Genomic DNA, 25,200 nt, shown 5'->3' with positions numbered 1-25,200 from the left:
CCCGCCGCCAGAAGCAGAATATCGTCAATATTCCAGATCGGGCTCCTGTGGGATGACTGAATTCTACAAAATGACCCGAAATTGCCTCAAGTGTGAGAAATCCGCGTCGATCACTACTTCCGGTCGGATCCGCTCAACGATTTCGAAAATATTTTCCCGGTTAAGCGCATCACCTTTCAGAGGATGAGCGCCGATCCTTTCGATCGTCTTTAGACTATCGGGACGATGGGCCAGCCCCCAGACTTCATGCCCGACATCCCTCAGGCGCCTGATCAGCGGACGGCCTAGTGCCCCGCTCGCCCCGGCTACAAGAACCTTCATGATAATGCGATATCCTTCTGGTCAGTTGGCGGGAAAGACAAACGGAGCCGTTTTGTCCTTGACGAAAAATGCAAGGAAGCGCGCGGGCTCCGTCTGACTGGCATTACGACCAACGAGATGGACATCATTTGGTCCCTCAAAGAAGCTCTGTCCTTCTTTCAGTGTTACGGGCGCGCCACCTTTGACCTGCATGGTGATGCTTCCCTTCAGCACATAGACAAAAACGGAAGCGTTATGACGGTGGATCGGGTCCGAGCCTCCGGGGGGGGGTAGTCGACCGTCAGCATGGCGCCTTCCTTACCGGGAATACCCTGCAAGTGATGCGCTATCAGAGGCGTAACTTTCGTCTCTGCATGCAGGGCATGGGTCCAGAAACCCGCAGCCACAGCGGCAAGAGCAACAAGTTTGCGCATTTTCAATTTTCCTGTTGGTAAGAGGCCGGTCACGGTCATGAGACGTCTGAGCGTTTCCGTTGCCTGACTTTGCTGGTCCGACGGGTCTGGACACGTCCGTCGAACCACGACTGCGCCTCTCCGAAGAAGGGAGAAGGCGCTTTATCCCGGACTGATCGAGCGAGATCAGCGAGTGATGTCTGCGACAGTTCCTGCCGCATGGCCTGCTCGGCACGCAGCATGACACCATGAATGCCGCAGACGCCCTGTGTCGCCCACCTGGGTGGCTGTTGATCGAAAAGGACGCAGCGACCGCGGATTTCCTGGCAGTTGAAAAGGCTCTTTCGGCCCTCAACCGCATCCACCACGGCCAAAACACTGATCTCGTCAGCCGGGTTGGCCAATCTGTATCCGCCTCTCAGTCCCTCGGATGCGATAAGCAGACCTGCCTTTTCAAGCTTGGGAAGCTGCTTGGCGACAAACGCTGCTGGGATGTCCTGCAGCTCTGCGAGATCGAGACTGCTGACAGGTTCGGGATTGTCGACCAGCCAGAGCAGGCTATGCAGGACGTATTCGGTGCTTGCGCCATAAAGTGCCATACGCGGATATTATAAGTCCGCGTTTTGATTCGCAAGATGCTGTGGTGGTTATCCTGAGCTTGCAGCTACTAAATGCTGAAATATCGCCTGCTCACCCGCAGACGCATTGATGCCAGCCAACCCTGAACCAGACATGCTGTCTTCTCGCCTGATCTGCCTGTCCGCTCGATGATTCAGGAGCAGACAGGCGGGCTACGCTCTCATCAGAGACATAAATGAACGTTTCTTGGCTTCCCAAAAGCGGACTACACAGACCAACAGAACATACGAAATTCAGGATCATCAAATGTGAGTATTTTCACAGTATGAGACGCTGCCACTTGCTTGGGGTGTATCCGAATTGCCGCTGAAAAGCGGCACTGAAATGACTCGCGTTACTATAGCCAAGTTCCATAGCCGTTTCCGTCACGTTTTTCTGCCGCAGTAAAGAACGGGCATGTTCCATACGATGGGCTTGATACAGTGTGTAGGGGGCGCAACCGAACTGCTGACGAAACAGTTCCTTAAATCGTGTGGGACTGAGATCACACATAGCCGCCAGTTGTAAAATCGTTGGGGCGCGGTCGAAATGTTTAAGCAAAGCCTGCCGGGCGATTTCGAGGCATGCTGTTTTTTTCCCATTTAACTGCAGGCGCTTTGCTTCACACGATGCAAAGGCATAGCCCAACGTGGTCATCGCCAGTCCGTAGCCTATCAGCATCTCTGGTCTGGCAACCTGCAAACAAGAGGGATTGGCCATTCGCAAATAACCAAGAAGCTGTCTCGCCGTTTTTATGGCTGGATCCTGAGGCTTCAGCGGCCGAATCTGGATGCCGGGAAGAGACTCAATCTTCATTTCACCAAGGAGTAGCGGCGGCACGTGGATTTCAAGGGCGGAAAATTCTGCACTGTTCTCAAATGTAAAAGTCTCACGAGATGTACGCGCCAGAATAAGATCACGTGTCTGAAAATGGTGAATCCGATCGCCAGCTTTCATGCTGCATGATCCTGACAGGATGAAAGTGCAACGGGTGGTCAGGCCGGGTTCATCAAAATGCCCGCTCAACTCACTTGCTCGAGCGGCCACAAATCCACTTGTGAGCAGACCTCCGGGAAAGCCACGTGAGTGCGGATACAGCAAGGACGTGCCAGCAATGCGGTCCGGGTGGGATTGATGAACCTGAGTTGAGCTGACTTTTGCCATCACAGCGCGGATTTTCCTGTCCGATCGGGGTAAAGAGACTGATCCGGGTAGCGGGGATAATAAGAATTATTATCATCACGACTCATGAAAGAAAACCTCGCTCTTCCATGGCTCAGGACTAGCGCCCGTCTGCGGAGCATCAACTCAATGGCGTTTGTCTGTACGGCTCTGACGGCTTTACCCGTTTGCGGATGGGCTGCTGCAACGCCAGCTGTAAAATGCATTCATAAACCGGGAGATAGCGCGGGAAAGTCCTGCATCTCTTCGAAAGAAGCCGTTACGGTCTGGGGCAAGCGAGCTGCTTTCGTGAACCCGACGAGCACAACGCATGTGTCTGCACAGGACATGCAGGCTTACAGAATGCAGACTTTGGGCGACATCGCCGAACGTGTCCCGAACCTGTCATTCACCAATACAACGCCCAACAATCCTGTTCTGATGGTACGAGGGCTTGGTGGCACGGAAGATGAAGGACCGGTTCTTTACACGCCCGTCCTGATCGACAGCATACCTGTTCCCAGCTTTGCCATGGGGCAGATGTTTGATTTCAGTAATGTGGATGTCATGCGCGGTCCTCAGCTGACGCAAGGGATCAACGCATTTGGAGGCATGGTTTCTGCGCAGTCGCGAGACCCTGGAAACCGTCTTGGCGGGGCGATGGACTTCGAATACGGAACGGGAAACCGAAAAAGAGCAACATTTTCCGGCGATCTGCCGATTGATGCATCCACCAGTCTCCGTCTGTCCGTCGGTGGAGAAACCGCTGACGGCTACATCCACAATCGTGCCCTGAACCGTAGCGATACGGGAGGCTGGCATGGCTGGTTTGGTCGCATCAAACTGCTGCACAAGGACAGTGCCGGAGGAGAATGGCGCTTCAGCTTGCATCATATGCTGAACCACGGCGGCAATGACTTCTTCGAAACGCCACAACATGCCCGGAACCATGTCTCTTACAATACGTCGGAAGGCGTGAATGATACAGAATACCTCATTGGTTCAGCACAATATCACCGGCGCTTCAGTCAGCATATGATTCTGGACGTTACGTTCGGAGGAGCCTCTACCGACTGGCGTTATAGCAACCCCTACTCGGTCTTTTCCGCCAATTCCGGCTTCACGCTACCGACACGCCAGATCGGCGGTTCTGTCATGCTGTCCGGAAGTTCAGGAACATTGGACTGGAAAGGCGGGATTTACGGGCAGCAGGTCAAGCGTTGGGCTCCCTACGATTTTGATATGTCGCCCTACTATGCCAGCCGTACAACTGCGACATTAGGAACAGCCAATGTTGCCTTTATGGGGGAACTTGGGTGGCATTTCTCGGAAAGCTGGCGCCTCGTGCCATCGCTGCGTATCGAACATGTCGATAGCTCGCTCAGCAACTGGACGAGCGCCATGAGCGGGGACACGCCTTATGCTTATAGCATGGAGGACAGCCTTCCACGCCAGACAGTCTCTAAAACTGCTCCCCTTCCAGGCCTGAAACTCGAGTACAATCCTCAGCCTTCTGGTAAATTAAGCCAGTTCGGCTGGCTGAGTTACTCCCGCTCCTTCCTGCCGCCAAATTACAGCCCGTACGGTTCCTATAGCAGTACGGTTTCGGTACCTTACGCTTCCAGTTACGGCAATAATCTTGAAGTAGGCTATCGCCTTGGAGATCTCACAGGTCGATGGTCCGTAGAAGCGACCGGATTTGCCAATTTCCTCTCAAATCTTCAGGTCTCTGCAACGAATGGCGCAGGAGAATCCCTTATCGGGACGGCCGGCACCGCCCACTCACGGGGGATGGAAGCCACTGCACACTGGAAGCCACTCGACACACTTCATCTTAACGCGTTCCTGGGTCTGACTTACGCAGCATATGATCGCTTCGTTTTTGACGGCTCAGATTATAGCGGCAAGCAGATGGCTGGCACTCCGCGAAGCAATTTCGGTTTTTCGGGCGAATGGCATCCTGCTTCGGGATGGACCGTCAATGCCAGCGTTGTCCGGCGCGGACGAACAACTCTCTATCCCAGCAGCAGTATTCGGAATGCACCCTACGTCCTTGTGGATGCGCAGATCGAGAAGCGCTGGAAACACTGGACTGTCGCGCTTTACGGACACAACCTGACCAATTCGAGTTATTTTACACGCGGTCTGTCGGGCGGGTATGTCGTGGCTGCCAATCCACGTCAGTTGGGCTTTCGTGTCGGAGTCAATTTCTGACATGGAGGCTGCATCCCATTCCTATCGGAATGACCACGCTGAGACCAGAACAACACTCCTTACACAGCTTCTGGCAATCGGGCTCATGTATGGCTCGCAGGGTATCCCTGCGGGGCTGGCTTTCAATGCATTTTCAACCATTTTGCGTCATAGCGGAACGTCATTGAAGGAAATCGGCCTGACAGGACTGGTATTTCTACCATGGGCGCTGAAATGCTTCTGGTCAGGAATCGCTGACAATGCCGGCAAACGATGGGGCTATGGAGCCCTCGCCTTATGGACGCATATGTCAGCGGTCGCAGTCTGTCTGCTGCTGGGATTTGCCTCGCCTGGCCATCATTTTCTATTAGCCCTGTCAGGCATTCTGCTTCTGAACACGATTTTTGCCACGCAGGACATTTTCACGAATGCATGCGCCGTCTCACATATGAAGGGACGGAATGCAGGACTGGCCAATGCCTTACAGGTCATTTCATTTCTTCTGGGCATGGTGGTTGGTGGTGCAGGATCACTCTTCATCTACGAGCGGCTTGGCTGGTCCGGTGCGATGTGGGGTGCGGCGTGTGAACTCTTTATCCTGTGGCTGGCGCTTTTGCCCTTAAGAGGAAGCATCGAGCCTGACAGGGGATTTCAGAAGCCTTCCCGCCTTATGGATCTTTTCCAGCAACCGGGATTTCGTTGGGCGCTCCTGATGGCGACTAGCTTCAAATTTGCGAGTTCAGCGCTCGCGATGCTGCTCCAGCCCTGGGTGATGGACCAATCATTCAGTCTGGGTTTTGCCGGAACACTTCAGATGTCCAACATCATCTGTGGTGCACTCGGTGGCGCATTTATCGGCTTCCCGGCAGTCAGGTTTTTGGGCTGCCGCCGTGCAGTTGCGTTGCTCATCTGGCCGTCTACCCTGCTCCTTGGAACGTTGGTGTGTCTGCAGACAAGGGGGATGGCAACGCCAATGCTGCTCTATGCGGGCCTTGGCATAGAAAACTTCCTTGATGGAGGGTTTTACGTTTCCGTCTGGGCGACGCTGATGAACTGGTCTTCAGAAGAAAGGCCGGGGATGGACTACAGCTTTCTTCAATGTGGAGAGAGCCTGGCGAATGTCCTCGCAGGCATGTCGATCGCGCCTTTGGCATCCGTCATCGGATACAGCAGGACATTTCTGACGACCTGGATCGTTGGCGCGTTCACGCTGCTGCTTGTGGTGACGGCAGCCAGAAAACTTGCAGGCCTGTGTGATGACACTGAGCCTTCCAAACAATCCTTCAGACAATTGAGACGCTCATGACGATTTTTAATCTTTCCAAAGAAGCTGCTGACCTATCGACTATTGATATTGGTAGGGAAACGGACTCTGTGCCCACAAACGGGCTCAAAATGCTTTTCCCGTTTGGAACACATGACGTCGGACTTTTGCGCTTCAAAGGCTCTACGCCCTGGGAGGAACATCCAAATGATGAATTTCTTCTCGTAGTCGAAGGGGAGACTACGCTGACACTTCGAACAGAACAGGGCGAGGTCAGTTCTACTGCAAAAAAGGGAGACGTTCTGGTTGTTCCGGGAAAGGTCTGGCATCGGCAGGATGCGCCCGTTTCAGTCACTCTGATGTTTATCACCAATCATGATGGTAATCGTCATCAGGCTGCATCTGTATAAATCGAGCGGGAGGGAGTTGGCTTTAGGCGCACAAAAGTTTCTTGTCGCATAGGTATAGTCTGCGAATGCGGACCTTCCGCCCTCCCCCCATTTCTGTCGTAGAGTTTGGCCTGAAAATCTCAGAACAATAAATCGATTGAACGCGGTTGCGCCAGAAGTGAGGGTACTCGGCTGTGTGAAGCAATCCAGTCACGGGTGAGGGGACAAATCCAACCGGTCACTCGAAGAATAGCCTCGTGATCGGCCGCCAGATGGCGGGTGAAGATCGGCTCGTGATGGGCGATGCGGTTACGGAATGTCCGCAGATAATCCAGTTGCTGATGAGCCTGCTTTCGACTGAGACGGGCAGAGGGGAAAGCTTTGACCAGCGCTGGGCGCCATAGGGTCATCTCGTAGTTACTGTTTCCTCCTTTACCCAGGAGTGCGACCCAGAACCCGAAGCTGAGAGAGGCCACGACATGAGGCGGATCTGCCCGTTGGTGCTCGCGTCGAACCTCCCTCTTGGCACGCTCGACCTGTTCCTGAGCTTTGGGGTTGAGAGCGGTCAACCGATTGTCGTACCATTCAGGTCCGGACAGCGCAGACAGCTCTCGGTGCAGGGCATTGCGCACGGCGATTTCCAGACCTTGCAGCGGTCCGTAGAACGCAGCACTGAGGGCCGTGTTGCGTGAATAGAGGCGCAGAGCCTGTTCCTGATTCCCGCCGGACGCGCGGAGATAGGTTGAAAACCGCTCTGGCGAGAGGCTTGTCTGCAGGGCTTGCAGAACCGGTTCCGAAAGTGGGAAATTGTTGACCGTCATGACGCTGACGGGTATATCTCGTTGCGTATCTCTCGGATACGCCTCTGTCTTTGGATATGCGCCCGAGAGCACGCACTAAAGGCCCTTAACGGGGCCTTTTTTAATGCCCTTCACCTAACTTGCGATAAAGGCAAAGGGGGAGCTGGACACAGCTCACTACCGGTCATTGCGTACTTGGTATCCCCAAATTTGAACACCACACCGGGCATGAACGAAATTGGACGCGCCTTGGCACCTCTTGGCAACGTATCATCGACAGCTGTGCCGAGCCTGCGGAGATATGCCTCTTGAGCCACAGCAGAAGTGAGCGATGCGCAGACGCAGACGACCGCAAGCGGCGCCGCAACTAATCTGTGCATAATATAGCTTGTGTCTTTCATTACCTATGTCCCGATCAATGCGCGGGCTTTTGCCCGAATTTCGAAAAGTTCGTCATTAGTGACCCGACCTTTTCGTTTGGCTCCCCTTGATTTCCAGTCAATCGACTTTATCTGATCCGCGAGCGCGACACTCGGCCTTTTACCGGAAATGACCACCTCGAAGGGATAGCCTTTTACTTTCGTAGTCGTAGGACAACACAGAAGAAGTCCGATACGATTGTACGACGCAGGGGACAAAACCACGGCCGGTCTATGTCCGGCCTGCTCGTGACCTGACTGCGGCGTGAAATTCAGCCAGATAATATCACCGTCTGATGGCACATAATCGTCCATCTCACAGACGTTCCTTGCCAACAGGCGCGCCGAAACTGACTTCCTCGTGGATGTTCTCAGGTGTGATACCCGCCAATAGATCGGCCAGATTGTAATCGGGCTTCTTAACCGGTTCGATGATGATCCGCCCCGCTTCTTCTCTGACATCGACAGCCTGATCCACTTGCAGACCAGCAGCTTTCATGATCGCAGCGGGAAGACGTACAGATGCGCTGTTACCCCACTTTTTTACAAAGATATGCATGAGCGCCCCTTTAAGTATCGACATAGTGATACTATCTGGTCGCGGAAAGATGTGTCAACGCCGTATAAACATCAACCCCGCATTTTATCGGCTCCATCCCTCGCCCCCTTCAAAAGCCTCATTGAGGATGGCCGTGACGTTGGCCCGTGCTTCAACTTCGTCCGCATAGGCGCGATCCCTCAGAACACTGTAATAAAGTTCGCGCATTTCCTGCAGTGAAAACTCACCTTCCTTCACGAATGCCCTGATCTCACCGAGAACCTGTGTGTTCGTCGCCTCACCGCTCCTACGCAAAGCGTGGTACTCCTCAAGCGACGCACAGGACGCGGCCTGCTTTTCCAGCTCGACCAGCGGGGCGAGGATCGTCACGAGCTTCGTGGTATCATGTCCCATTACAATCCAATTCTCCCAACGCGATCGTTTTCTCGCACTGTGTCCAAAACTGGCACATCTCCCATCTCTTCCCGAGCAGACCGGCCGTCTCACGTCCTCGATGTTACATCTGTCGGCGTGCGTGGGACGCACGCGCCCATGGGCCGCGTCGCGTGACAGACAGATACGTCCGTCTCACATACCGAGTGAACGCATATAGATCTGTAGAAGCGTTTCCATTTCCTCGATCTCTGAAGGCTCAAGTTTTCGCAGCTTAAGGATATGTTTGATCGTCTTCACGTCGAAGCCGGCCGACTTTGCTTCCCCAAAAATATCCTTGATGTCCCCTGAGAGGGCTTTCCGCTCTTCCTCAAGCCTTTCAACACGCTCGATGATTGATCGCAGACGATCCGCTGCAATTCCACCGACATTGGGTTGCTCTGAGGCATCCTCAGTGTGTGTGGTTTCATCAACTCTTGCCAGCATGACATCTCCTTTCGTTCGCCCATTGTCTGTCGGACCCGTGCGACTGAAAACTGTTCAGTGGACAGATTTCGATGAGTCGAGATATTCAGCCAGACCGTAGAGTGAGCGATCGAGCGCAAGTGTGCCCTCTGCGTGACGGGCGATCATGGCGCGCAACATGCCGCCCGGTGAACGGACCTCTCCCCTGCCATGACGTGCGGCTATCACGCACAGGGCGACTGCCGCTTCGTAGGGACCAAGAACATTCACGGCCTGACGCCACGCATGGGTGGAAACTCCCAGTCCGTGGCACAGGAACGGGATCGCTTCCATGATCTCGCGCTCGGATGGATGACTGCTGGTGCACAGGTCTCGCAAGTCGGGTGCGATTTGGAGAAGGAAGGATGGTGTGGCCTTAAATCCGCGCAACGGCGAGGTGCTGGACGTGGGCTGGAGCTCGCCCCCGTTACGCGAAGCTTCATGAGCCTTAGCGGCGTAGCCGCTTCCGCTTACTGTAGCTTTAGCTAAATGGTCTGGGTTTGTAGTAGTAATAGGGGGACGCTCGGGCGACCCCTTGGGGTCACTTTCCATAGGAAAAACGGCAAGAATCTCGGTTTCCAGACGCTCGACGAGCTGCTGAAGCCGCGCTGCAATCGGTGCGAGAATGGCGACGTCGCGATCGCGGCCTCTGAGTGCCAGAAGGTCGCGGGCTTCCTGCTCGTAGGTCTCAAGGCGTCCCTGGGGAATGCCCGCTTCATCTCCGTGGCGCAGAGGGCGAGCGCCCTGCGGGCCAGCATCATGATGTCGCTGTGAAGCCTGCGCCCTTCCCTGCGCCTCTCTTCCTGCGCCAGGGCGGCCGCCTCGAGTTCCGCGTAGCGTCGTGAAAGGGGAGAGAGGTCAAATCCGTAGCCGTGCGTCACCGGTCCTGAGCGTCCTGCGCGTCGCACGAACCGATGACCGTTCGGGCTGTCGTTACAGATAAGCCAGCCGCCTTCCGCGAGTGAACGGATCAGTTCCTTTACGCGGGTCCGGCCGAGATCGAAGCGTTCCATGATGTCTGCGTTACGAGCCGCGCAGATGGGCAGACCGTCGTCTCCCCAGTCCTGCGGACGTATCCAGCTTACAAGAAAAGCCAGAAGCTCAGTCTGCTGACACGTCAGGCCGATAGCGCTACGCGCCCTGCGGAGCACACTGAGGATATCCTTCGGTGCTGCATCGCTCATCGGCTGCATTTCGGCGGCGCGTTGGGCCTGCACCATCGCAGGCGTAATCCGCCGCACACCTGCAGCTCGCCCGGTAATAATCTGATTCATCACAATTTCTTCTGGTCTCGGGTTAAGCCGAGGCCTCGCGGGGCGCGTTGGCATCAGATAAGCCGATCCCGTTTGCAAGAAAGCCTTGCATTTCAGCCAGAAGTGTAAGAAAAAGAGTTCGCGCTTGAACAGTTTTCCTACCTTCTCCGGTCGCTAAACCGGTCTGAAGGTTAAAGATCGACGTCACTGAGGCCTCGCGAAAGCGGGGCCTTAAACGTATCTAGGTTCAGGTCATCCGATTGCCTCCATCTACAGAGCAAGGATCTTCCTTGCCGGGTACCGGTGCTCAGGGGAAGACGATTCCTTCCCCTTCGTCATCGTGCTGTCATCAAGCCTGAACGGTACGCGACTAAGCAAAAATTTTTCTCAAGACTGACGAAACCATTGGAAGTGACGTGCGGCTGTTTCACTCTGCAATGTCTTGCAACATTTTTTAGCAAAATCCCGTATTAACGATTCCATTACGATTTTGGCTCTGTTAAATCAGCGGTAGTACTGAGACAGGACGAAGGAATCGGTGCACGCGATGCGTTCGAAGAGATGGTGCGGCTTAACAGTGGTGAACCCGAAGGGGCCAAATCTAAGGAGGCGAGCATCATGGCGGCCGCCAGAGCACTGCGTGATCGTCTCGCTGCATAATGCCTTTGTCTCAAAAAGAAACCGTGCATCATAATCACCGAGATGGATCGCAGTCCGTCTCACGATAAACAGGTGATTACAGAAAACGGGAGGTCCATCCGGCCTCCCGTTTTCTGTGTCTCAAACCTTGTTTCATAGAAGAATCATGAGGGTGGGAACGAGACGCTTGGTTCAGACCCAAGAGGACGGGCGTTGCATCTTCCTCGGACGTAAAAAAACCGGTAGCGCGCCTTTTCGAAGTCGTTGTCGGTTGTAGGTGGCAGGCTCATTTGACGCGAGAAAAGCCGTCGCGGTCGGGTTCCAGATCCACGGCAATCAGAACATATGCGCTCTCCGCACGGTAGATGATAAGGTCAAAGTTTTTTAAGTGGCTTAATCCCTGATTCTACTAAACTCGTGTTGACGTTATCAACAATGCCATTACCAACCTTTCGGATTACTTCGGATAAATGCTGGTCGGAATGGCTACGGCATTCAAGCTCCGTTCTGATAAAGAAAATCTGCGTAATCTGCCCCATGAGCACTTTCATATGAAGCGAGGCAAATTCCGTCATAAACGGCTTCATTATGCTCATTGCTGAAATGACTCTGCTTCGCGCTTCTGGCGTATTGGGGGAGGCTGTGTCCTTTATTGCGTAGTCCAGATAAGTCAAGCATGGTGTCGATGGCGTGAAAATCGTTGTATCTGCGGCTTCAGCTATCGTTGCTCCAAGTGCAATAGGTAATACCGCCAAAAACGAATACTTAAACATACGCATCGCTATACTTATCCCAAGAGTGTGATTCGAACGTTTCTGAGCAGTACCATTCCCGCATTGGCCTTCTGTCCCGATTGGCACCAAGGTAGTCGCTTTCTGGAAGTCCGAACAGGTCGTCTTATGGCCGACATGAGGCGCAAGCAGACATTTAATCCACGAAGACCATTGCTTCACCGAACGGTAATATCCAGGTAAGTTCACACAGTGATCAGACCAGTAGCACAGTCAGCGCGGAATTATGCGCTGGCGGCACACAGGACGGGAACAAGCTCCTAATTTGCCGTTGCGGCGTTAAAATCGTCTGCGTCCATCCAACCCTTATTGGTCTGGACCATGACGGCCTTCTGGACGGTATCTTTCTGAAGTGCTGTCGCAAGATCGGGAAAAGCTTTCTGAATATCCGGGTTGTGCGCCCACTGAGGTACATCCGTCGCCGTGACGTGGAAAACCACCTCGGAAATCTTCTGCCCTCCACCTAGCACCGTACCCGGCTCGGAGAAGTGGTCGATCGACATCACCGCATACCGTCCGGTGCAGAACTGGAACGAGTTACGGTATCTCGCTGCCTTGCCTGTTTCCGTCAGGGAATACGTTTTCTGGTGCACGGTCTGCGTGCCCATTCCGAATAGAACCGGTTTCTGAACCGTCTCGTCTTTGACCGACAGCAGGCCGGCTGACGCCAGCGCGTCCCAGAGGCGCGTGTCATCCCCTTCCGCTGTATAGGGGAAATCCGCCTTGCCCATTGTAAAAACGAACTGCTCACCTACGGGAATTCAGGACTTTTCATAGTGTTGATTCAGAGCTTTCTTGAAGTTTCCCTCGGTCGCCGCCTGGGGATCATCACCACATCCGGCGAGAGCCAGAACGGGCAGAAGGGCAACGACAGCAAGAGAACGCATACAGACAACTCCAGATTACATCGGTTTGACGACACTCCCATAAGGGAAAAAATCTGGAACCGGTATAAAAATCAGTCATATACTCGGTCCGGGCGAAACAGTGCGCGCCCTCTGCCAGCGCAACACGCGCTCCGTGGTCGTCATCGTCGGCCCGGCATGTTTCATGACCGCTTCAATCTTACGGTCGATATCCGCAAGCCGTGCACCGGCCGTGTTCTCAAGAGTGATCGCCTGAACCTTACGTTGCACTTCACATCCATAATCCTGGTCGGATTGCGCAAGGGTCTCCTGAGCAACGCCCAGGCGTATGAGTTCCTGCACACGATGATCCCGTTCTTCGGCCGTCCGGAACGGAACATCCATGCCAAGCGCCTTATACGGCTTGTTGGCCATCGCCTTCGCCACATGGTTCCAAAGCTCGTCACCGTTCCTCGGTGGGTGTAGGCGAGCGCGCCAGCTAGATCGTCGGCAACAAACCATGGCGCGTCTCCGATCATCACCGAGCGCACGGTCGTACCTTCAAAAACGTGAGCGAGTCCTGCGAGTACCGCGTTGGGGGAGAGGTCAGGTAGCGCCGCATAGTTTGGACGAACATGTTTGCGGGACATTGTGAAAGCTCCATCTGGGTTGTCCGCCTAACGATCATCTCTTTGCGTGCGACTTATTAGGGCTTTCCGCATGTCCTTTCCCGGCCTCCCCCACTGTCGCAGAGGGGGTAGCTCACACCTACCTCCCTGCCTCATCCGGTCTGCCCCCGGCGCAGCCGCCGCACCAACGGTGCAATGGTGTATGAAGACCCTCTCCTTATGGGTAGCTGTGTTGTTGCTCTACAGTCGCCCTACGGTTGTTCGTTGGGTCGCCATTACAGTCGGGCTAGGGGTGTCATTGGGTTGCTATGAAGGGACACGGCGCCGTGTTTCTGCTTCACCGCGCCAGAGGTTGCGTTGCGCAGCAGGGATTTCAGGGAACCGTCGCGAGACCCATGCGACGCTTTCGGGCCGCTGGTCACGGCACACGCCATGCTCGTCGATCCCCTGTATGAGCGTGACCTGTCCACTCCACGGCTCAAGCGAGATGGCAAGGCCGTCTGCAAGCCCATCCGAGGGCCTGCGCAGCAGAAGACGCACACCGCCACTGGCCAAGTGATTCCAGCGGGGTGCAATTTCCGTGCGGTTGCCCAGCGTGCTGAAACAGGAAGCGAGATCCCAGTCGGCAAGCGCCTGAGCGATCCCCTCCCCGTTCTTCCAGAGCCGCACGATCGGCTGACCGGTATCGGGCTCGCCGAAAGAGAAGATGCTTTAAAGATCGCAGAAATACGTGGTCGTTCCATGCTCCCACCGGGCGAGCGTTGGATCCTCACAGCAATCGTAGAACTCGCAGCCGCGCACGACGACATCGGGATAGGCGGTGGCGATGCGGTCCCCGTGATAGCGCAAAAGACCGCCACCACCGTTGTAGGTGGAGAATTCGAGGGAGCCATTTTCAGGGGAGATAATGCTATCGACGGCATCGGTTCCGACATTGAGGCTGGTCGCAATTTCCCGCAGCCTGTCGGGCTGCCCTGTGACGATGATGGTCGATATGACGGTCACACCCATTTCGGAGATCCTTTATCTCTGTGATCTCCATTTCGCGGGCATAGACGCTGTGTCGGGGCAATGACGCGCGAAACGCACGCCCCCGCAGGGGTGGATCATTGCGGCGACATGGCGGCCTATGGCGCGGCTCTTCCCTCGCTTCTTTTATTTCCTTTTGTGGCTTACGATCGGCGTCACGTAGGAACTCTTGACTGTCTCATTGCAGCCTCATCGGTCATGGACTTCCTTACGACCCATTGAATTTACCGAAAACGCCTGCGTCGCGAAAAGAAATAGTGCGACAGACGGGCAATGTTTCTTCATCCCGTAATAATCATGACGTGTTTACGTCTTTCATGCCACGACCAAGATCAATATACGGCAGCGCAGTTTGTTGAGAGGGACAGGAAGAAAATATGAGCAAGGCTTTTATCGCGGCGGTGCTGCAGGACTCCATGGACAGCACCGGGGTTGCAGCCACCAGGGCGGCCGAGGATCTGATCGAGGCGATCGTGACCGAAATCGAGAAAACCGGCAGCTTTACCCTGCCGAGTTTCGGCACATTCACCGTGCGTGAGACCCCTGCGCGCAAGGCGTTGAACCCGCGTACCCTTGAAGAAGTCTGGGTCGAGGCCGGACGCACGGTACGCTTCAAGGCATCGCCTGTGCTCAAGCAGCGCGTGACCCCAGCGAAGCCTAAGACAAAAGCCACCAGAGGGCCTGCGAAGAAGAAGGCGGAACCCGTGACGGCCTCTGTCAGCACTGCGAAAAAGGCCAACGCCCCAGCAAAAACACTAACGGCGCGTCCTGCAAAGGCAGTCGAGGCTCCGCAGGGCGCGCCCGTCAAAGCACGTCGTGGACGCCCTAAGAAGCAGAGCTGATCGCCGCCTTTTCGAACGTCTTTTTCTCGCTGTGCCTGAAACAGGCACAGTCGCACGCGGGCATGACAGACTCTCCTTTGCCACCACTGAAAGGAGACCTCATGCCCGCCACCAGCCTCGTGCTTCCGATCGTAGCTCTCTGATGGTGCGGATCCAGCGTCGCCCGAAAGGCACGCCAACCCGTCGTGTACGGACCGATAGCGCCCATGCCGCCTGGCAGGCGCTCCGTGCTGACATCAAGGGTAAGCAGGGCGAGAGCATCGTTCGCGAGACCCTTGCGTCGTGCGGTCTCCCGACCCTTCATGACGTGCATCTCCCCAGCATGACCGGTCCCGGCTTTACCCAGATCGACCATCTGGTTCTGCTCCCAGACGCCGTCATGGTGATCGAGACCAAGCATTACTCCGGACGTCTGTCCGGTCATCCCGCAGATCGCTGGTGGCGCCAACGCGTGGGGACTGAGAAAGACGGTCGTCTGGTTCTCAGCCCGGTTCATCAGAACATGGGCCACTGTGCCGCCGTGCGGGCCGTGGTAGCCCCGATTGCTTTGGATTTTCAGGTCGTGTCGCGTGTCGTGCTGACCGGATCGGCCGAGACCGATCCGATGCTCGCAGAGTGTGTGCTCAATCCGGAAATACTGGCCGGCGAGATCAGGGCCGCCACGCACCGCGCGCCCCATGCGTCGCGGACCCGTATCTGGGATCACATCATGGTCACGCAGCGAAAACGCCCTGTGGCATCAGTCTGAGACGCGTTCTCCGCGCAGGAAGGCCACATGCTCATCGAGCGTCGCCTGTTCCAGTTCGAGCGGCGCGTCATCGCCCTCTCCGAACTCTTCATCGAGCGTCTCATCGCCACCCGGCTCGCCGCTGATGATATCGAACACACGGTCGTTGTCCTCGGAGATGTAGCCGATTTTCACGGCCATCCCGTTTTTCAGGTAGATCCAGTCAGCGGCTTCCGGTGACTCGTCGTCGGCGTCGACCTCAGCGGCGCGACTGGAGTCCACACCCACAAACTGTCCCGGAAACCCCTTCCTGATGGCGTCGATGAATTGCTGGGTCGGCGTGCGGAACGGACCTTTGGTATCGAGACTCATGAGTTCAGCGCCCTGCAGTCAGAAGTGGCATGATGGCTGAGGCCCAGGCGCACGTTTCCGTTGCTGTCGCTGATCAGTTCGCAGCGATACCACCGATTATGCTCACCCTCATGGGCGTCCTTCATGAGATAGAGGATCTGGCCGTCGTCACCCGTCGCAGAGGTGATGGCATACCCCTCGTCGAGAAGCGCCGTCAGGCTTTTATCAGCCGTCGCCTCGAACGTGGTGGAAATGCGGGTCTTCGAGACCACCTCGGCACGCCCCGAACCGAAACCGCCCCCCATGGAGCGCTCAACCGGTCCGGCGCCATGGCGACGCTACTCGAAGCCGCCGCTGCTACGGCAAGCAGGGCAAGGAAACTTGTCTTCATTCTCTGTCCTTTCGGAGCGGCCCGCGTCCCCATGACCAGGCGCACGAACAGTCGTAACGGTCAGGCGTGCGACTGAGATGCGTCTGTCGTCAGTCGCATCCAACGTCACGACCATGCCATGGCGCCATGCTGCTCTGGTGGTGGCGCGTTAAGCCCTTTCCGCCATAGTGACGCTTTCGACAAGCCGTCCTGTTGATGGGACCGGCTTCTTTATTGATCTGGAGAGAGACCACAATGAACACTTCCGAACTGATCGCGGCCATCGCCGAGCGTGCGGATCTGAGCAAAGCCGACGCGAAAAAGGCGCTGGAAGCGACCTTCGACGTCATTACGACGACTGTGAAAACCGGCGATGCTGTGGCGATAAAGGATTTCGGAAAGTTCGACCTGCGCGAGCGGGCGGCACGCAAAGGTCGCAATCCGCAGACGGGTGAGGCAATCGACATCGCCGCCTCACGCAGTCTTGGCTTCACGGCTGCCAAGGCGCTCAAGGATGCACTCGCGTCCTGAAAGGCAAACGGAAAAGAGAGAGGCCCGTGGGTCTCTCTCCTCCCGGCATTTCGTCAGTTGATGCGATAGCACTCGGATTCAGCATTCTTGCGCTTGGCGAAACCTCCTGGGGTCTCCACGCCGCAGACAATGTAATGGCCGTCTTTAACCACGGCAGCTGTTGGTCCTCCCATGCCCAGACCAACCGAGACGACTTTTGCTCCCCCGTTAATCAGATCCGCCAGAGACTGATTGACCGGCTCCCAGGTGGTCGCCACTCGCAGAGGCTTGCCTGAAGGCGCAGCATGGTCTTCGTCCGCATGGGCGGCATATCCACAGGACAGCGCAAGGAGACCGGCGACCAGGACAGCCGTTGTTCTTTTCATGGTGTATTCCCTTCTGTTGTGAAGAACGGAAAGAACAATCCCTGATTCACCTGTCCTGACAAGAGGCCGCGACGTCTGAGCTGTTGCAGTTCTCGCAGGCAATTCCTTTTTTTGTCGCGGTCATGTTGGGCCTCTCCATCCACTCGGACTCCCATCCGCATCGAGCGCAGACAAAGAGCGCGACCATGGTCATCCCGGGTGAATAGACGCACCCGTGATCGCCGACATCAACCGCATGAGCCAGCAGGCGGGGCGCGGCACGAGGACGCCGCCATCCGAACAGATCCGACTGGCGCGGTCCTCGCAACCGCTTCATGGAAACACATCCATCGCCGATTGTGTCGGTGCCACCACCATATACACCAGGCCGAGCACCATGAATCCTGCAAGAGAGGCGGTGAGCCACGTCTGTCGCTTCGAGGTGGCGAAGCCACAGAGGAAAAACCAGACTGCACCAGCAATCAGGATACCGTGCTGAAGCGTCATGAGATCGGAGCCGGCTTCGATCATTGTGTCACCCCGGATACTGCATGGACGCGGCAGGAACCGCGTGTTGCTCCAGCACAGCGAGCGGCGCTGAAGCAGAACCTGAACGACGGATACGGCATGGAATAATTCCCCTGAAATAAAAGCACGCTGAGATGCCCGAATTCATCTCGTCATGGAGGAATACTTCGTGCGCCTGCGACTGAAGCTGTTAAGTGACGACGCTATTGCTTTTCGAAGAGCCCCAGCTGCGCCGTGTGAGGCGCATTGCTCTCTACAAGGGCCGACAGGGTCAGGCCGACAAGACGCACGGGTCTCTCCAGAGGAAACAGCGTCTGCAGCGCCAGACGCGCGAGCATCGCCAGCTCACGTTCGTCGGTCACCGGGTCTGCCACCGAGCGCGCGCGGGTCACCTGCTGGAAATCAGCGTATTTGACTTTCACCGTCACGGTGCGGCCACTCAGCTGACGTTTCGTGCAGGACGCCCAGAGTTTGGTGGCGATCGCATCCAGCGCGGCCTGCAGGTCATCCTGCGAGGCGACGTCCCGTTCGAAGGTTGTTTCCGTGCCGATGGATTTGCGCTGCCTGTCCGGATTGACGGGACGATCGTCGATGCCACGCGAGATCCCGTAATAGAACTCGGCCGCGCTGCCGAAATGCCCGCGCAGAGCCTCAACAGGCCACGTGCGCAGATCCGCACCAGTGTGAATGCCCAGAGCATGCATCTTTCTGGCCGTCGCCGGACCAATGCCATGAAACGTCTCGACCGGAAGCGCCGCCACGAACACCGGTCCCTGTTTCGGGGTGATGACGAACAGCCCGTCTGGCTTGTTCTGATCTGACGCCAGTTTGGCGAGGAACCGATTGTAGGACACGCCGGCAGAAGCCGTCAGACCCGTTTCTTTCCGGATGTCCGCGCGGATCGCTTCGGCGATCGCGGTTGCTGAACCAAACTCTTCAAGATGGTCAGTGACATCGAGCGATGCTTCATCCAGCGCGAGAGGCTGAATCAGCGGCGTATAGCGCGCAAAGATCGCGTGGATCTGCGCCGATACCGCCCGGTAGACCTCGAAACGGGGCGGCACGAAGACCAGTTCCGGACACTGGCGCCGGGCCACGATGGACGGCATGGCCGAGCGCACACCGAAAGGCCGCGCCTCATAGCTGGCGGCCGCCACAACACCACGCGCTTCTTCCCGGCCGACCGCGAGCGGACGACCACGAAGCCTCGGATTATCGCGCTGCTCGATGGAGGCGTAGAAGGCATCCATGTCGATATGCAGAATGCGGCGCTGGCCGTCATGCGGATGAGGTGGCGACATCGCATGATCCTGCCCGTAGAGTGAGAACGGAACAAGATCATCGGCGAGAGTTGATATGCTACGCTGTAGCAATCGTGTTTATCGTATCCCGCAACGTCGCCATGTTTGCCGTCAATGTAACTTTAACGAGTTCTCTTCCATTGAACTCGCGCACTTGTTGAAGATGATGGTTACGCCCGTCATCCGCCGAATAGTGCGTGCATTGTCCTAACCGACGTAGAATTGCGTCGTCATGAGCCGCTAATAACCACATCCGTGGAACAACATTATTTGTTTGAACCACTACAGGCTCCCCATTCCGCAAACGGAAGCGGTGTACTTTCGAGGTTTCCGACTTACCGCGAGACATACCATAATCGGATGCACCCATGCTTCTGAGAGTCTCCAGAACGGCCCGTGTACGATGATTTTCCATGAGAACGTCGCTTTACTGTAATTGAAAGACGACACCCAATAGGAACGAATTTTCTCTCTGAGCAACAGTTTTTTATTGGCAACCTACAATTTTTTATAGGCAAGCCGTCACCGCCTATCTGGATCACTACGCGGAAACAGACACTATCTCACCCATCCCGCATCGCCCTCACCAGCTCGCGCAACGCCTTCTGCACCCTGGGCGCAGCCCATTCCCGCAGAAGTCCGCGTGCGCTGGCATCGTGCTCGATCGCATAAGGACTATCTTCGATTGGCGGCATCGCCATCACATGGTCTTTCTCAGACGCCGGCACACCCGGAAACGGGTCAATCCGCACGAGCTGCGCGAGGAGGGCGACCGAGATGATACGACACTGCGGCGTCGTGGTGTTGAGACATACATAGACGCCTGTGCCATTGCTGACCGGGTCGTAGATGGCTTTCCACGTTAACGCCGGAACCGGAATCCGGTCCGGCCCGATGGTCTGGTGATCGTCTGGATCGTAGCCCGGACCCGTGACGACATAGAGCTCCCCATCGCGGTCCGCGAGACCACGCACAGCACTCTCCACACCGACCCAGGCACCCCGGTTCAGTTCAGCCGTCTGCGGCACAATATTGGAGAGCGTATACGTCTCGGCCTGCCATGACAGCCCCGCCTCGTCTCCTGATGGGACCATATGACCTTTATCATAGCCACTTCCGCGGTAGTCCGACAGTTCCGCCCGCATGCTGAGCGGAAGCCGCCCATCGGGATAGAAACTGCCGCGACGGGGCGTGTTTCCCGCCACTTCGAGATTTTCCTCAGACAGATACTCCGCTGCCCAGAGCGGCCCGTGCGTCCCTTCCGATACCAGCACGGCGTAACCGTGACTGCACAGCATGACGGTGCCGCTACGCAGGGTCTCGTCCACGACCGCGGGCGGCTGACCACCCGGAAATTGCGTGGCGCAGGAGATGACCTCGGCGTGGGCGACCGACGAGAGCGAAACGCTAAGCGCAAGCCCCGCGAGAATTGCGACGCGCCTCATGCGGATGGCCTCTTCATCGACATCCCCTCTTTCCGTTCGCCCATTTCCCGATGCTCCGAACAGAACCAGTGCATCCCGCCCCGAGGGTGATCGAACCCGAACGGCGCACCCTTACCGCAGACCTCACAATCATGCGCCCAGCCAGAGCGTGTGCGATGGACCGGCTTGCGCTGAGGCGCCTGATCGAAAGGGAGTGAATAACCGTTCTCGCTCATCTCAGAACCCCAGTGCGTCCATCTGCGCCTGCGCGCGTTGCCATGACGGGCTGTTCTTCTGCCCGTCCGTCGTGTCCTGCCGCGCTTTACGCAACCAGCCCGCGTGACGATGCTCGAGCGGGATCTCGTCCACAAAACCGCAACGCTCCGAGCGCATGCCGTGCCGAAACCCCGCCCAGGTGATGGTCGCGCGATACATCGCCCGCGTCAGCGCCACGTAAGCAAGACGCCGCTCTTCCTCGTAATTGCGGTCACCGGTCCCCGGAAACACCGCCTCTTCCCAGCCGGGTAGAAACACATGCCCGAATTCGAGACCCTTGGCGCGGTGCATGGTCATCAGCTGGACCCTGTCTCCGCCGGTTTCTTTCGGACCTGACGTCGCCAGAGCCGCGTGCTCCAGAAGATCCTGTGTCCGCACAAAGCCTTCACTGAGTGTGATCAGTTCATTGAGATTACCCAGAGCATCCTTGGCTTCCTCTGTGCCCAGAGCGCGCAGCATGTTTTTGTAGCCAGTCTTGTCCACGATAAGCTCGATGCGCTCGCACAGACGCAGCTCGGGATCCATGCCAATCAGACGCACAATGCGGCCGAACTCCACCAATGCCGCCTTTACCTTTGACGGCAGCGCCGCGTGCTCCACGGCGGCAAACAGACTGAGGCCTCGCGCAAGGGCTTCCTTTTCGATTTCCCCCATACCCCTGGCGCCAAGTCCACGCTTGGGCAGGTTGGCCACGCGCCGGAATGCCTCGTCGGATTGGCGGGAGTCAGGGCAGCCGGAGAGAACCAACAGCGCCAGCGCGTCCTTGACGACGGCCCGGTGATAGAAGCCCACATCACCGATGATCTCATAGGGTATGCGCGCATGGAGCAGCGCCTCTTCCAGCGCCCTGGACAGTCGGTTCTGACGATAGATGATCGCCATATCCCGCCAGGCTACGCCATCCGCTGCGCGTGATCCCATCTCGGCGGCAATACCCTGAGCTTCCGCCTCACCTGATCCGTAATCCACCACCTCGATCAGCTCGCCGGCGTCGCGTTTCGTATAAAGGGTCTTGGGGATCCGGTCCTCGTCAAAAGAAATCACCGCATTGGCAGCAGCAAGAATACGGCCCGTCGAGCGGAAGTTCTCTTCCAGTTTGACTAACGTCGCGTCCGGGAAGGTCTTCTGGAAATTGCGAATGAACGAAATCTTGGCGCCACGCCACGAATAGATCGACTGACTGTCGTCACCAACACAGAACAGTTCGCCGGAGTATTCTGACATCAGCTTCAACCAGAGCATCTGGCCGTGATTGACGTCCTGAAACTCATCAGCAAGGACCGCGGTAAACCGCTCTGACCAGCGACGACGATAAACCTTGTCATTGAGGAGCGCCAGCGTGGGCCACATCAGGAGATCACCAAAATCCGCCGCGTTCTGCTCGCGCAGGGTCGCCTGATAGAGACCGTAGAGCCGGGCTGCGAAATTCCATCCTTCTTCGTCCGCCCATTTGTGCACTGCCCGACGGCGGGCCAGCAGAGCCGCCACCCACGACCAGGCGTCCTCGGGACGCACCAGCTCATCTTTCATGTGACCGATACGCTGCGCCATTTTCTTGATCTGCCGGGCGTCACAGCGTTTGCCATCCTCGGGTACCGGCACCTCATGCTCGGGCAGTCCCTTCATGATCCGGCGGATCATGGCGAGACTGTCGTCGGCGTCACGGATATCGAAACCTGAACGCAGCTGCGCAACCTCGGGCTCGGCGCGCAGCTGACGCGCACCCAGACCATGAAACGTCCCCAGCCACGTGGGAGCCTGTCCCTCACCCAGGACACCCGTGATCCGCTCACGCATCTCGGCGGCCGCCTTGTTGGTGAACGTCACGCACAGGATCCGCGCCGGCAGCATGCCCCGCGCACGGATACGGGTGGCGACACCCGCGGTCAGCGTCTTGGTTTTTCCCGTTCCAGCACCAGCCAGCACCAGAACCCGTCCTTCGGCGAGTGCGGCTTCGCGCTGGGACGGTGTGAGAGGCTCAAGGATCGGAGCCAGTCCCGTCTGCGCGCTCACCGGATCCGCTCCGCGTTGAGGATACGCTCGCAGGCGGGGTCCACCCGCACGACTTGCTCGTTCTCCACCAGCACGATCATCGGACGGAATGTGGAGAACCCGACCAGTTCGTCAATCCAGGTGCCATCGAGCACAAGAGCGGCCGCCTGATAATCGTCCTCACCAATCCACACAAGCTGGGTCGGCACATGCCGCTCCTCACTCACCGGACCACCCTGTGCGTAAACCCGCTGGACATGGGTGGCCCAGACACGGCGCGCCTCAGTGCTGCGATGAAACATCATGGCCAGCCGGGAGGCGATGAGCAGGTTCTGCACCGTGTTCTCACGACACGGCACCGCTCCTGCCGACGGAAACACCTGCCGCATCACCTCGGGTCGGTGTTCGATCCGCAGTTCCTGCGCCCGATTGCCATCGACGGTCGCAATGACACGATCCTCGGTGAAGATCCTGAACAGCCCGCCCCGGTCCCAGTCCGCGCCCTCGCGGGTGCCCCCGATGATGAGACCCTGCACGTCGGTGAGCCCATCCGTGCCGATGAGATAGTGACGCGGATGTCCGGCAAAGCCAGTCTCGCTCCACAGGGAGCGGGCCAGCTTATGCTGGAACCAGGCTTCGAGGGTCGCGGCCTCCCAGGAGAGCACGCGGGTCAGGGGATCGGTATGGGTCATGCTACGTTTTCCTTGTGGTTGGCGCGTTTGTCCTGAAGGACACGGTTCCAGTCGTTGAACTCGGCGTCGGGGGAGAGGCGCATGGCCAGCAGTCCCAGTTCCTCACCCATCGCGATATAGTTTTCGGCGTAACGGTCGCCCTGCGCGTCAGCGTCCACGGCCGCAATCACGCGCCCCTGCGCCTGCGGGAGGGAGGCCATCAGCGCCTTCAGTTCCGCCCATGCATCGGGTCCGGGACCGCCTGCGGTGGAGACATAAAGCGTGCCCTGCCGGAAGACAGTGTGGTCGAGCGCGGCGAAAGACAGCGCGTCGATCGCACTCTCGCAGATGACCAGACGACGCACGGGACGCTTTCCTTCGTCTGCCCGAAAACGGAACAGACGTTTGCCACCGCCTCCCGAGGAGAACCCCCGGTATTCCGGTCCCCGCATCTCCATGCCGGTCAGCGTCCCGTCATTGTCGTGATGGGCAAACCATGCGGTGCCGTTCACACCCTCGCGCAGGACGCCCTGCCGGGCCACATGCGCCAGCAGACCTTCAGGCAAGGCACGGGTGAGCGTGAGGTAAGTCCAGGCGGCCGAGCCGCGCGTCACGACCGCGTGGCGGTTCCACATGAACGAGGGATCATGACGCGGACGGTCCTCACGGGGCGCGCGCTGGAACGTCGCCCCTGTCGCAGCGACACCGAGCAATCCACGCAGTTCCTGTCGTGCCTGGCCGAGCGACATCCCCGGATTAAGGAAGCGCACGAGATCGATCACCGATCCCTTCCCGTGTCTGTCGGTCGCGTTGTGGTGCGGCGACCACCATCCACGACCGCCATGGTTGACGACAATACTTTCGCCTTTACCACGACGATACTTCTGATTGTTGCGGCTACTCTCGGTCTTATCGAGCCTGTAACCGGCCTTTTCGAGAACTACATCGCAGCGGATGTCCTCACGAAACCGCACGAGTTCCTCACGGGCCTGCTCTGGGGTCTGACGCTGGATCATGACGGATCTCCACTCACGATTACTTCTGAATACAGATGGATGTTAGTACATGGAGGCGACCACTCCAAGTAATTAAACGTCGAAACAGACACATTTATTTTCTCGAAATAGTGCAATACTGCATTGACGAAAAAGAACCGAAATATTGTTTTTCTTGTTCGTCCTGCGGGGGTTCGGGGGCAGCGCAGCCCCCGATGTTGCCGCTGAAAGGGGGCGGGGACTGACGTTTTTCTCGTCCCGTCCTGCCAACGCCACGACGTCCACGAGCCAGAGGTGTCAAGACCGGTGGTATGCAGGCAAGCGAGGTGCGGCTGCGGGCAGCGCGGGGCAAAGCCCTGCGATGAACGCGGTTGCGCCTTGTCGCAGCATGCGTGCCTGAGCCCGAAGGGTTGTCTTGAGACCTCTGGCTCGTGGATGTCATCATGGACGCATGACGGCGAGGTCAGTCCCCGCCCCCGTGCCACCCCCGCCTGCGGGGGTGGTTGAAGCGGCAACCGGACAGAACACGCCATGACAGACCTCCTCCAGAAGGAAACGAGGGGTCGTTTGCGGGAGGGGGCGAAATCCTACGCTAAGCCGAGGACGCGCTTTCCGTAGTCCCTAAGTTCGCCCTTTGGGCCGACATATCGATAGAGAGTGACACGCTGGA

Annotated in this window: 36 protein-coding genes and 1 pseudogene; 8 read left to right on the top strand and 29 right to left on the bottom strand. The window is 57.2% G+C overall.

The window, feature by feature from the left end:
• Window positions 1-63: 63 nt before the first annotated feature.
• The 5 genes from GVI59_RS16825 to GVI59_RS16810 all read right to left on the bottom strand — a co-directional run bounded on the left by GVI59_RS16825 (window position 64) and on the right by GVI59_RS16810 (window position 2,495).
• Window positions 64-321, bottom strand: coding sequence for an NAD-dependent epimerase/dehydratase family protein (locus GVI59_RS16825; RefSeq protein WP_173575233.1), 258 nt, complete (start codon window positions 319-321; stop codon window positions 64-66).
• A gap of 21 nt (window positions 322-342) precedes the next feature.
• Window positions 343-534, bottom strand: a complete 192-nt coding sequence (locus GVI59_RS19165) for a cupin domain-containing protein (RefSeq protein WP_338422117.1) — start codon at window positions 532-534, stop codon at window positions 343-345.
• Window positions 528-734: a cupin domain-containing protein gene (locus GVI59_RS19160; protein ID WP_242013185.1), complete on the bottom strand. Its 207-nt coding sequence runs from the start codon at window positions 732-734 to the stop codon at window positions 528-530. The genes GVI59_RS19165 and GVI59_RS19160 overlap by 7 nt, the downstream gene beginning before the upstream one ends.
• Window positions 735-769: 35 nt before the next feature.
• On the bottom strand, window positions 770-1,312 hold the full coding sequence (locus GVI59_RS16815; RefSeq protein ID WP_173575232.1) for an RrF2 family transcriptional regulator: 543 nt from the start codon (window positions 1,310-1,312) through the stop codon (window positions 770-772).
• Window positions 1,313-1,610: 298 nt separating this feature from the next.
• The gene (locus GVI59_RS16810) at window positions 1,611-2,495 is read right to left on the bottom strand and encodes a helix-turn-helix transcriptional regulator (protein ID WP_173575231.1); all 885 of its coding nucleotides are present in this window, start codon (window positions 2,493-2,495) and stop codon (window positions 1,611-1,613) included.
• A gap of 147 nt (window positions 2,496-2,642) precedes the next feature.
• On the opposite strand from GVI59_RS16810, the gene GVI59_RS16805 reads away from it, so the two are divergent.
• Genes GVI59_RS16805 through GVI59_RS16795 form a run of 3 tightly spaced genes read left to right on the top strand, consistent with a single transcriptional unit; the run spans window position 2,643 to window position 6,359 of the window.
• Window positions 2,643-4,706, top strand: a complete 2,064-nt coding sequence (locus GVI59_RS16805) for a TonB-dependent receptor (protein ID WP_173575230.1) — start codon at window positions 2,643-2,645, stop codon at window positions 4,704-4,706.
• Window position 4,707: 1 nt separating this feature from the next.
• Entirely contained in the window at window positions 4,708-5,991 is a 1,284-nt protein-coding gene (locus GVI59_RS16800; protein WP_173575229.1) for an MFS transporter, read from the top strand.
• Window positions 5,988-6,359, top strand: a complete 372-nt coding sequence (locus GVI59_RS16795) for a cupin domain-containing protein (RefSeq protein ID WP_173575228.1) — start codon at window positions 5,988-5,990, stop codon at window positions 6,357-6,359. Before GVI59_RS16800 ends, GVI59_RS16795 begins: the two co-directional genes overlap by 4 nt.
• Before the next feature lie 119 nt (window positions 6,360-6,478).
• On the opposite strand, the gene GVI59_RS16790 is transcribed toward GVI59_RS16795, so the two are convergent.
• The 13 genes from GVI59_RS16790 to GVI59_RS16740 form a co-directional block, all read right to left on the bottom strand.
• Entirely contained in the window at window positions 6,479-7,159 is a 681-nt protein-coding gene (locus tag GVI59_RS16790) for an Abi family protein (protein ID WP_173575227.1), read from the bottom strand.
• A 383-nt stretch (window positions 7,160-7,542) separates the two neighbouring features.
• Window positions 7,543-7,872, bottom strand: a complete 330-nt coding sequence (gene mazF / locus GVI59_RS16785) for an endoribonuclease MazF (RefSeq protein WP_173575226.1) — start codon at window positions 7,870-7,872, stop codon at window positions 7,543-7,545.
• A 1-nt stretch (window position 7,873) separates the two neighbouring features.
• Complete coding sequence (locus GVI59_RS16780) at window positions 7,874-8,140, bottom strand: AbrB/MazE/SpoVT family DNA-binding domain-containing protein (RefSeq protein ID WP_242013184.1); 267 nt, start codon at window positions 8,138-8,140, stop codon at window positions 7,874-7,876.
• 60 nt (window positions 8,141-8,200) lie between these two features.
• Entirely contained in the window at window positions 8,201-8,509 is a 309-nt protein-coding gene (locus GVI59_RS16775; protein ID WP_173575225.1) for a hypothetical protein, read from the bottom strand.
• 174 nt (window positions 8,510-8,683) lie between these two features.
• Window positions 8,684-8,974, bottom strand: coding sequence for a DUF2312 domain-containing protein (locus GVI59_RS16770; RefSeq protein WP_173575224.1), 291 nt, complete (start codon window positions 8,972-8,974; stop codon window positions 8,684-8,686).
• A 54-nt stretch (window positions 8,975-9,028) separates the two neighbouring features.
• The gene (gene repC / locus GVI59_RS19155) at window positions 9,029-9,331 is read right to left on the bottom strand and encodes a replication initiation protein RepC (RefSeq protein ID WP_242013183.1); all 303 of its coding nucleotides are present in this window, start codon (window positions 9,329-9,331) and stop codon (window positions 9,029-9,031) included.
• A gap of 146 nt (window positions 9,332-9,477) precedes the next feature.
• Window positions 9,478-10,266, bottom strand: coding sequence for a helix-turn-helix domain-containing protein (locus tag GVI59_RS19150; protein ID WP_242013182.1), 789 nt, complete (start codon window positions 10,264-10,266; stop codon window positions 9,478-9,480).
• 992 nt (window positions 10,267-11,258) lie between these two features.
• Window positions 11,259-11,663 (bottom strand): hypothetical protein, encoded by a 405-nt coding sequence (locus tag GVI59_RS16760; protein ID WP_173575223.1) that lies wholly within the window; start codon window positions 11,661-11,663, stop codon window positions 11,259-11,261.
• Window positions 11,664-11,935: 272 nt separating this feature from the next.
• Window positions 11,936-12,406, bottom strand: a complete 471-nt coding sequence (locus GVI59_RS16755) for a hypothetical protein (RefSeq protein WP_173575222.1) — start codon at window positions 12,404-12,406, stop codon at window positions 11,936-11,938.
• Between the two features lie 30 nt (window positions 12,407-12,436).
• Entirely contained in the window at window positions 12,437-12,562 is a 126-nt protein-coding gene (locus GVI59_RS19315) for a hypothetical protein (protein ID WP_277876427.1), read from the bottom strand.
• 75 nt (window positions 12,563-12,637) lie between these two features.
• The gene (locus GVI59_RS16750) at window positions 12,638-12,955 is read right to left on the bottom strand and encodes a hypothetical protein (RefSeq protein ID WP_173575221.1); all 318 of its coding nucleotides are present in this window, start codon (window positions 12,953-12,955) and stop codon (window positions 12,638-12,640) included.
• Window positions 12,956-13,455: 500 nt separating this feature from the next.
• Window positions 13,456-13,818 carry a hypothetical protein gene (locus GVI59_RS16745; RefSeq protein ID WP_173575220.1) on the bottom strand — a complete coding sequence of 121 codons (363 nt, stop codon included), beginning with the start codon at window positions 13,816-13,818 and terminating at the stop codon, window positions 13,456-13,458.
• Between the two features lie 42 nt (window positions 13,819-13,860).
• On the bottom strand, window positions 13,861-14,160 hold the full coding sequence (locus GVI59_RS16740; RefSeq protein WP_173575219.1) for a hypothetical protein: 300 nt from the start codon (window positions 14,158-14,160) through the stop codon (window positions 13,861-13,863).
• Window positions 14,161-14,220: 60 nt separating this feature from the next.
• Here GVI59_RS16740 and GVI59_RS16735 point away from each other — a divergent pair, with 60 nt between their 5' ends.
• The 3 genes and pseudogenes from GVI59_RS16735 (at window position 14,221) to GVI59_RS16725 (ending at window position 15,768) form a co-directional block, all read left to right on the top strand.
• Window positions 14,221-14,400 (top strand): hypothetical protein, encoded by a 180-nt coding sequence (locus tag GVI59_RS16735; protein WP_173575218.1) that lies wholly within the window; start codon window positions 14,221-14,223, stop codon window positions 14,398-14,400.
• A gap of 155 nt (window positions 14,401-14,555) precedes the next feature.
• Window positions 14,556-14,822: pseudogene (locus GVI59_RS19145) on the top strand (HU family DNA-binding protein); the annotation flags it as partial.
• A gap of 229 nt (window positions 14,823-15,051) precedes the next feature.
• Window positions 15,052-15,768: a nuclease-related domain-containing protein gene (locus tag GVI59_RS16725; protein WP_338422116.1), complete on the top strand. Its 717-nt coding sequence runs from the start codon at window positions 15,052-15,054 to the stop codon at window positions 15,766-15,768.
• Here GVI59_RS16725 and GVI59_RS16720 read toward each other — a convergent pair.
• The gene (locus GVI59_RS16720; protein WP_173575216.1) at window positions 15,760-16,119 is read right to left on the bottom strand and encodes a hypothetical protein; all 360 of its coding nucleotides are present in this window, start codon (window positions 16,117-16,119) and stop codon (window positions 15,760-15,762) included. The genes GVI59_RS16725 and GVI59_RS16720 overlap by 9 nt on opposite strands.
• Complete coding sequence (locus GVI59_RS18880; RefSeq protein WP_206752377.1) at window positions 16,116-16,403, bottom strand: hypothetical protein; 288 nt, start codon at window positions 16,401-16,403, stop codon at window positions 16,116-16,118. The genes GVI59_RS16720 and GVI59_RS18880 overlap by 4 nt, the downstream gene beginning before the upstream one ends.
• A gap of 24 nt (window positions 16,404-16,427) precedes the next feature.
• On the opposite strand from GVI59_RS18880, the gene GVI59_RS18875 reads away from it, so the two are divergent.
• Window positions 16,428-16,565: a hypothetical protein gene (locus GVI59_RS18875; RefSeq protein ID WP_206752376.1), complete on the top strand. Its 138-nt coding sequence runs from the start codon at window positions 16,428-16,430 to the stop codon at window positions 16,563-16,565.
• Window positions 16,566-16,723: 158 nt separating this feature from the next.
• On the top strand, window positions 16,724-16,999 hold the full coding sequence (locus GVI59_RS16710; RefSeq protein WP_173575214.1) for an HU family DNA-binding protein: 276 nt from the start codon (window positions 16,724-16,726) through the stop codon (window positions 16,997-16,999).
• Between the two features lie 53 nt (window positions 17,000-17,052).
• On the opposite strand, the gene GVI59_RS16705 is transcribed toward GVI59_RS16710, so the two are convergent.
• The 9 genes from GVI59_RS16705 to GVI59_RS16665 all read right to left on the bottom strand — a co-directional run bounded on the left by GVI59_RS16705 (window position 17,053) and on the right by GVI59_RS16665 (window position 24,551).
• Window positions 17,053-17,364, bottom strand: a complete 312-nt coding sequence (locus GVI59_RS16705; protein WP_173575213.1) for a hypothetical protein — start codon at window positions 17,362-17,364, stop codon at window positions 17,053-17,055.
• 46 nt (window positions 17,365-17,410) lie between these two features.
• The gene (locus GVI59_RS16700) at window positions 17,411-17,680 is read right to left on the bottom strand and encodes a hypothetical protein (RefSeq protein ID WP_173575212.1); all 270 of its coding nucleotides are present in this window, start codon (window positions 17,678-17,680) and stop codon (window positions 17,411-17,413) included.
• A complete protein-coding gene (locus tag GVI59_RS16695) occupies window positions 17,677-17,874 on the bottom strand; it encodes a hypothetical protein (protein WP_173575211.1) in 198 nt (65 codons plus the stop codon). The genes GVI59_RS16700 and GVI59_RS16695 overlap by 4 nt, the downstream gene beginning before the upstream one ends.
• A gap of 200 nt (window positions 17,875-18,074) precedes the next feature.
• Window positions 18,075-19,172, bottom strand: coding sequence for a DNA polymerase IV (gene dinB, locus GVI59_RS16690; protein ID WP_173575210.1), 1,098 nt, complete (start codon window positions 19,170-19,172; stop codon window positions 18,075-18,077).
• A 563-nt stretch (window positions 19,173-19,735) separates the two neighbouring features.
• Entirely contained in the window at window positions 19,736-20,617 is an 882-nt protein-coding gene (locus GVI59_RS16685) for a DNA/RNA non-specific endonuclease (protein WP_173575209.1), read from the bottom strand.
• Window positions 20,614-20,832 (bottom strand): hypothetical protein, encoded by a 219-nt coding sequence (locus GVI59_RS16680; RefSeq protein ID WP_173575208.1) that lies wholly within the window; start codon window positions 20,830-20,832, stop codon window positions 20,614-20,616. The genes GVI59_RS16685 and GVI59_RS16680 overlap by 4 nt, the downstream gene beginning before the upstream one ends.
• Before the next feature lies 1 nt (window position 20,833).
• Window positions 20,834-22,885, bottom strand: a complete 2,052-nt coding sequence (locus GVI59_RS16675; protein ID WP_173575207.1) for a UvrD-helicase domain-containing protein — start codon at window positions 22,883-22,885, stop codon at window positions 20,834-20,836.
• The gene (locus GVI59_RS16670) at window positions 22,882-23,556 is read right to left on the bottom strand and encodes a hypothetical protein (RefSeq protein WP_173575206.1); all 675 of its coding nucleotides are present in this window, start codon (window positions 23,554-23,556) and stop codon (window positions 22,882-22,884) included. The genes GVI59_RS16675 and GVI59_RS16670 overlap by 4 nt, the downstream gene beginning before the upstream one ends.
• Window positions 23,553-24,551 (bottom strand): DUF3991 and TOPRIM domain-containing protein, encoded by a 999-nt coding sequence (locus GVI59_RS16665; RefSeq protein ID WP_173575205.1) that lies wholly within the window; start codon window positions 24,549-24,551, stop codon window positions 23,553-23,555. Before GVI59_RS16665 ends, GVI59_RS16670 begins: the two co-directional genes overlap by 4 nt.
• Between the last annotated feature and the right edge of the window lie 649 nt (window positions 24,552-25,200).

Origin of the sequence: Acetobacter sicerae, assembly GCF_011516765.1 — a bacterium.
Lineage (GTDB): Bacteria > Pseudomonadota > Alphaproteobacteria > Acetobacterales > Acetobacteraceae > Acetobacter > Acetobacter sicerae.
This window is presented reverse-complemented; position numbering and strand designations above follow the sequence as displayed.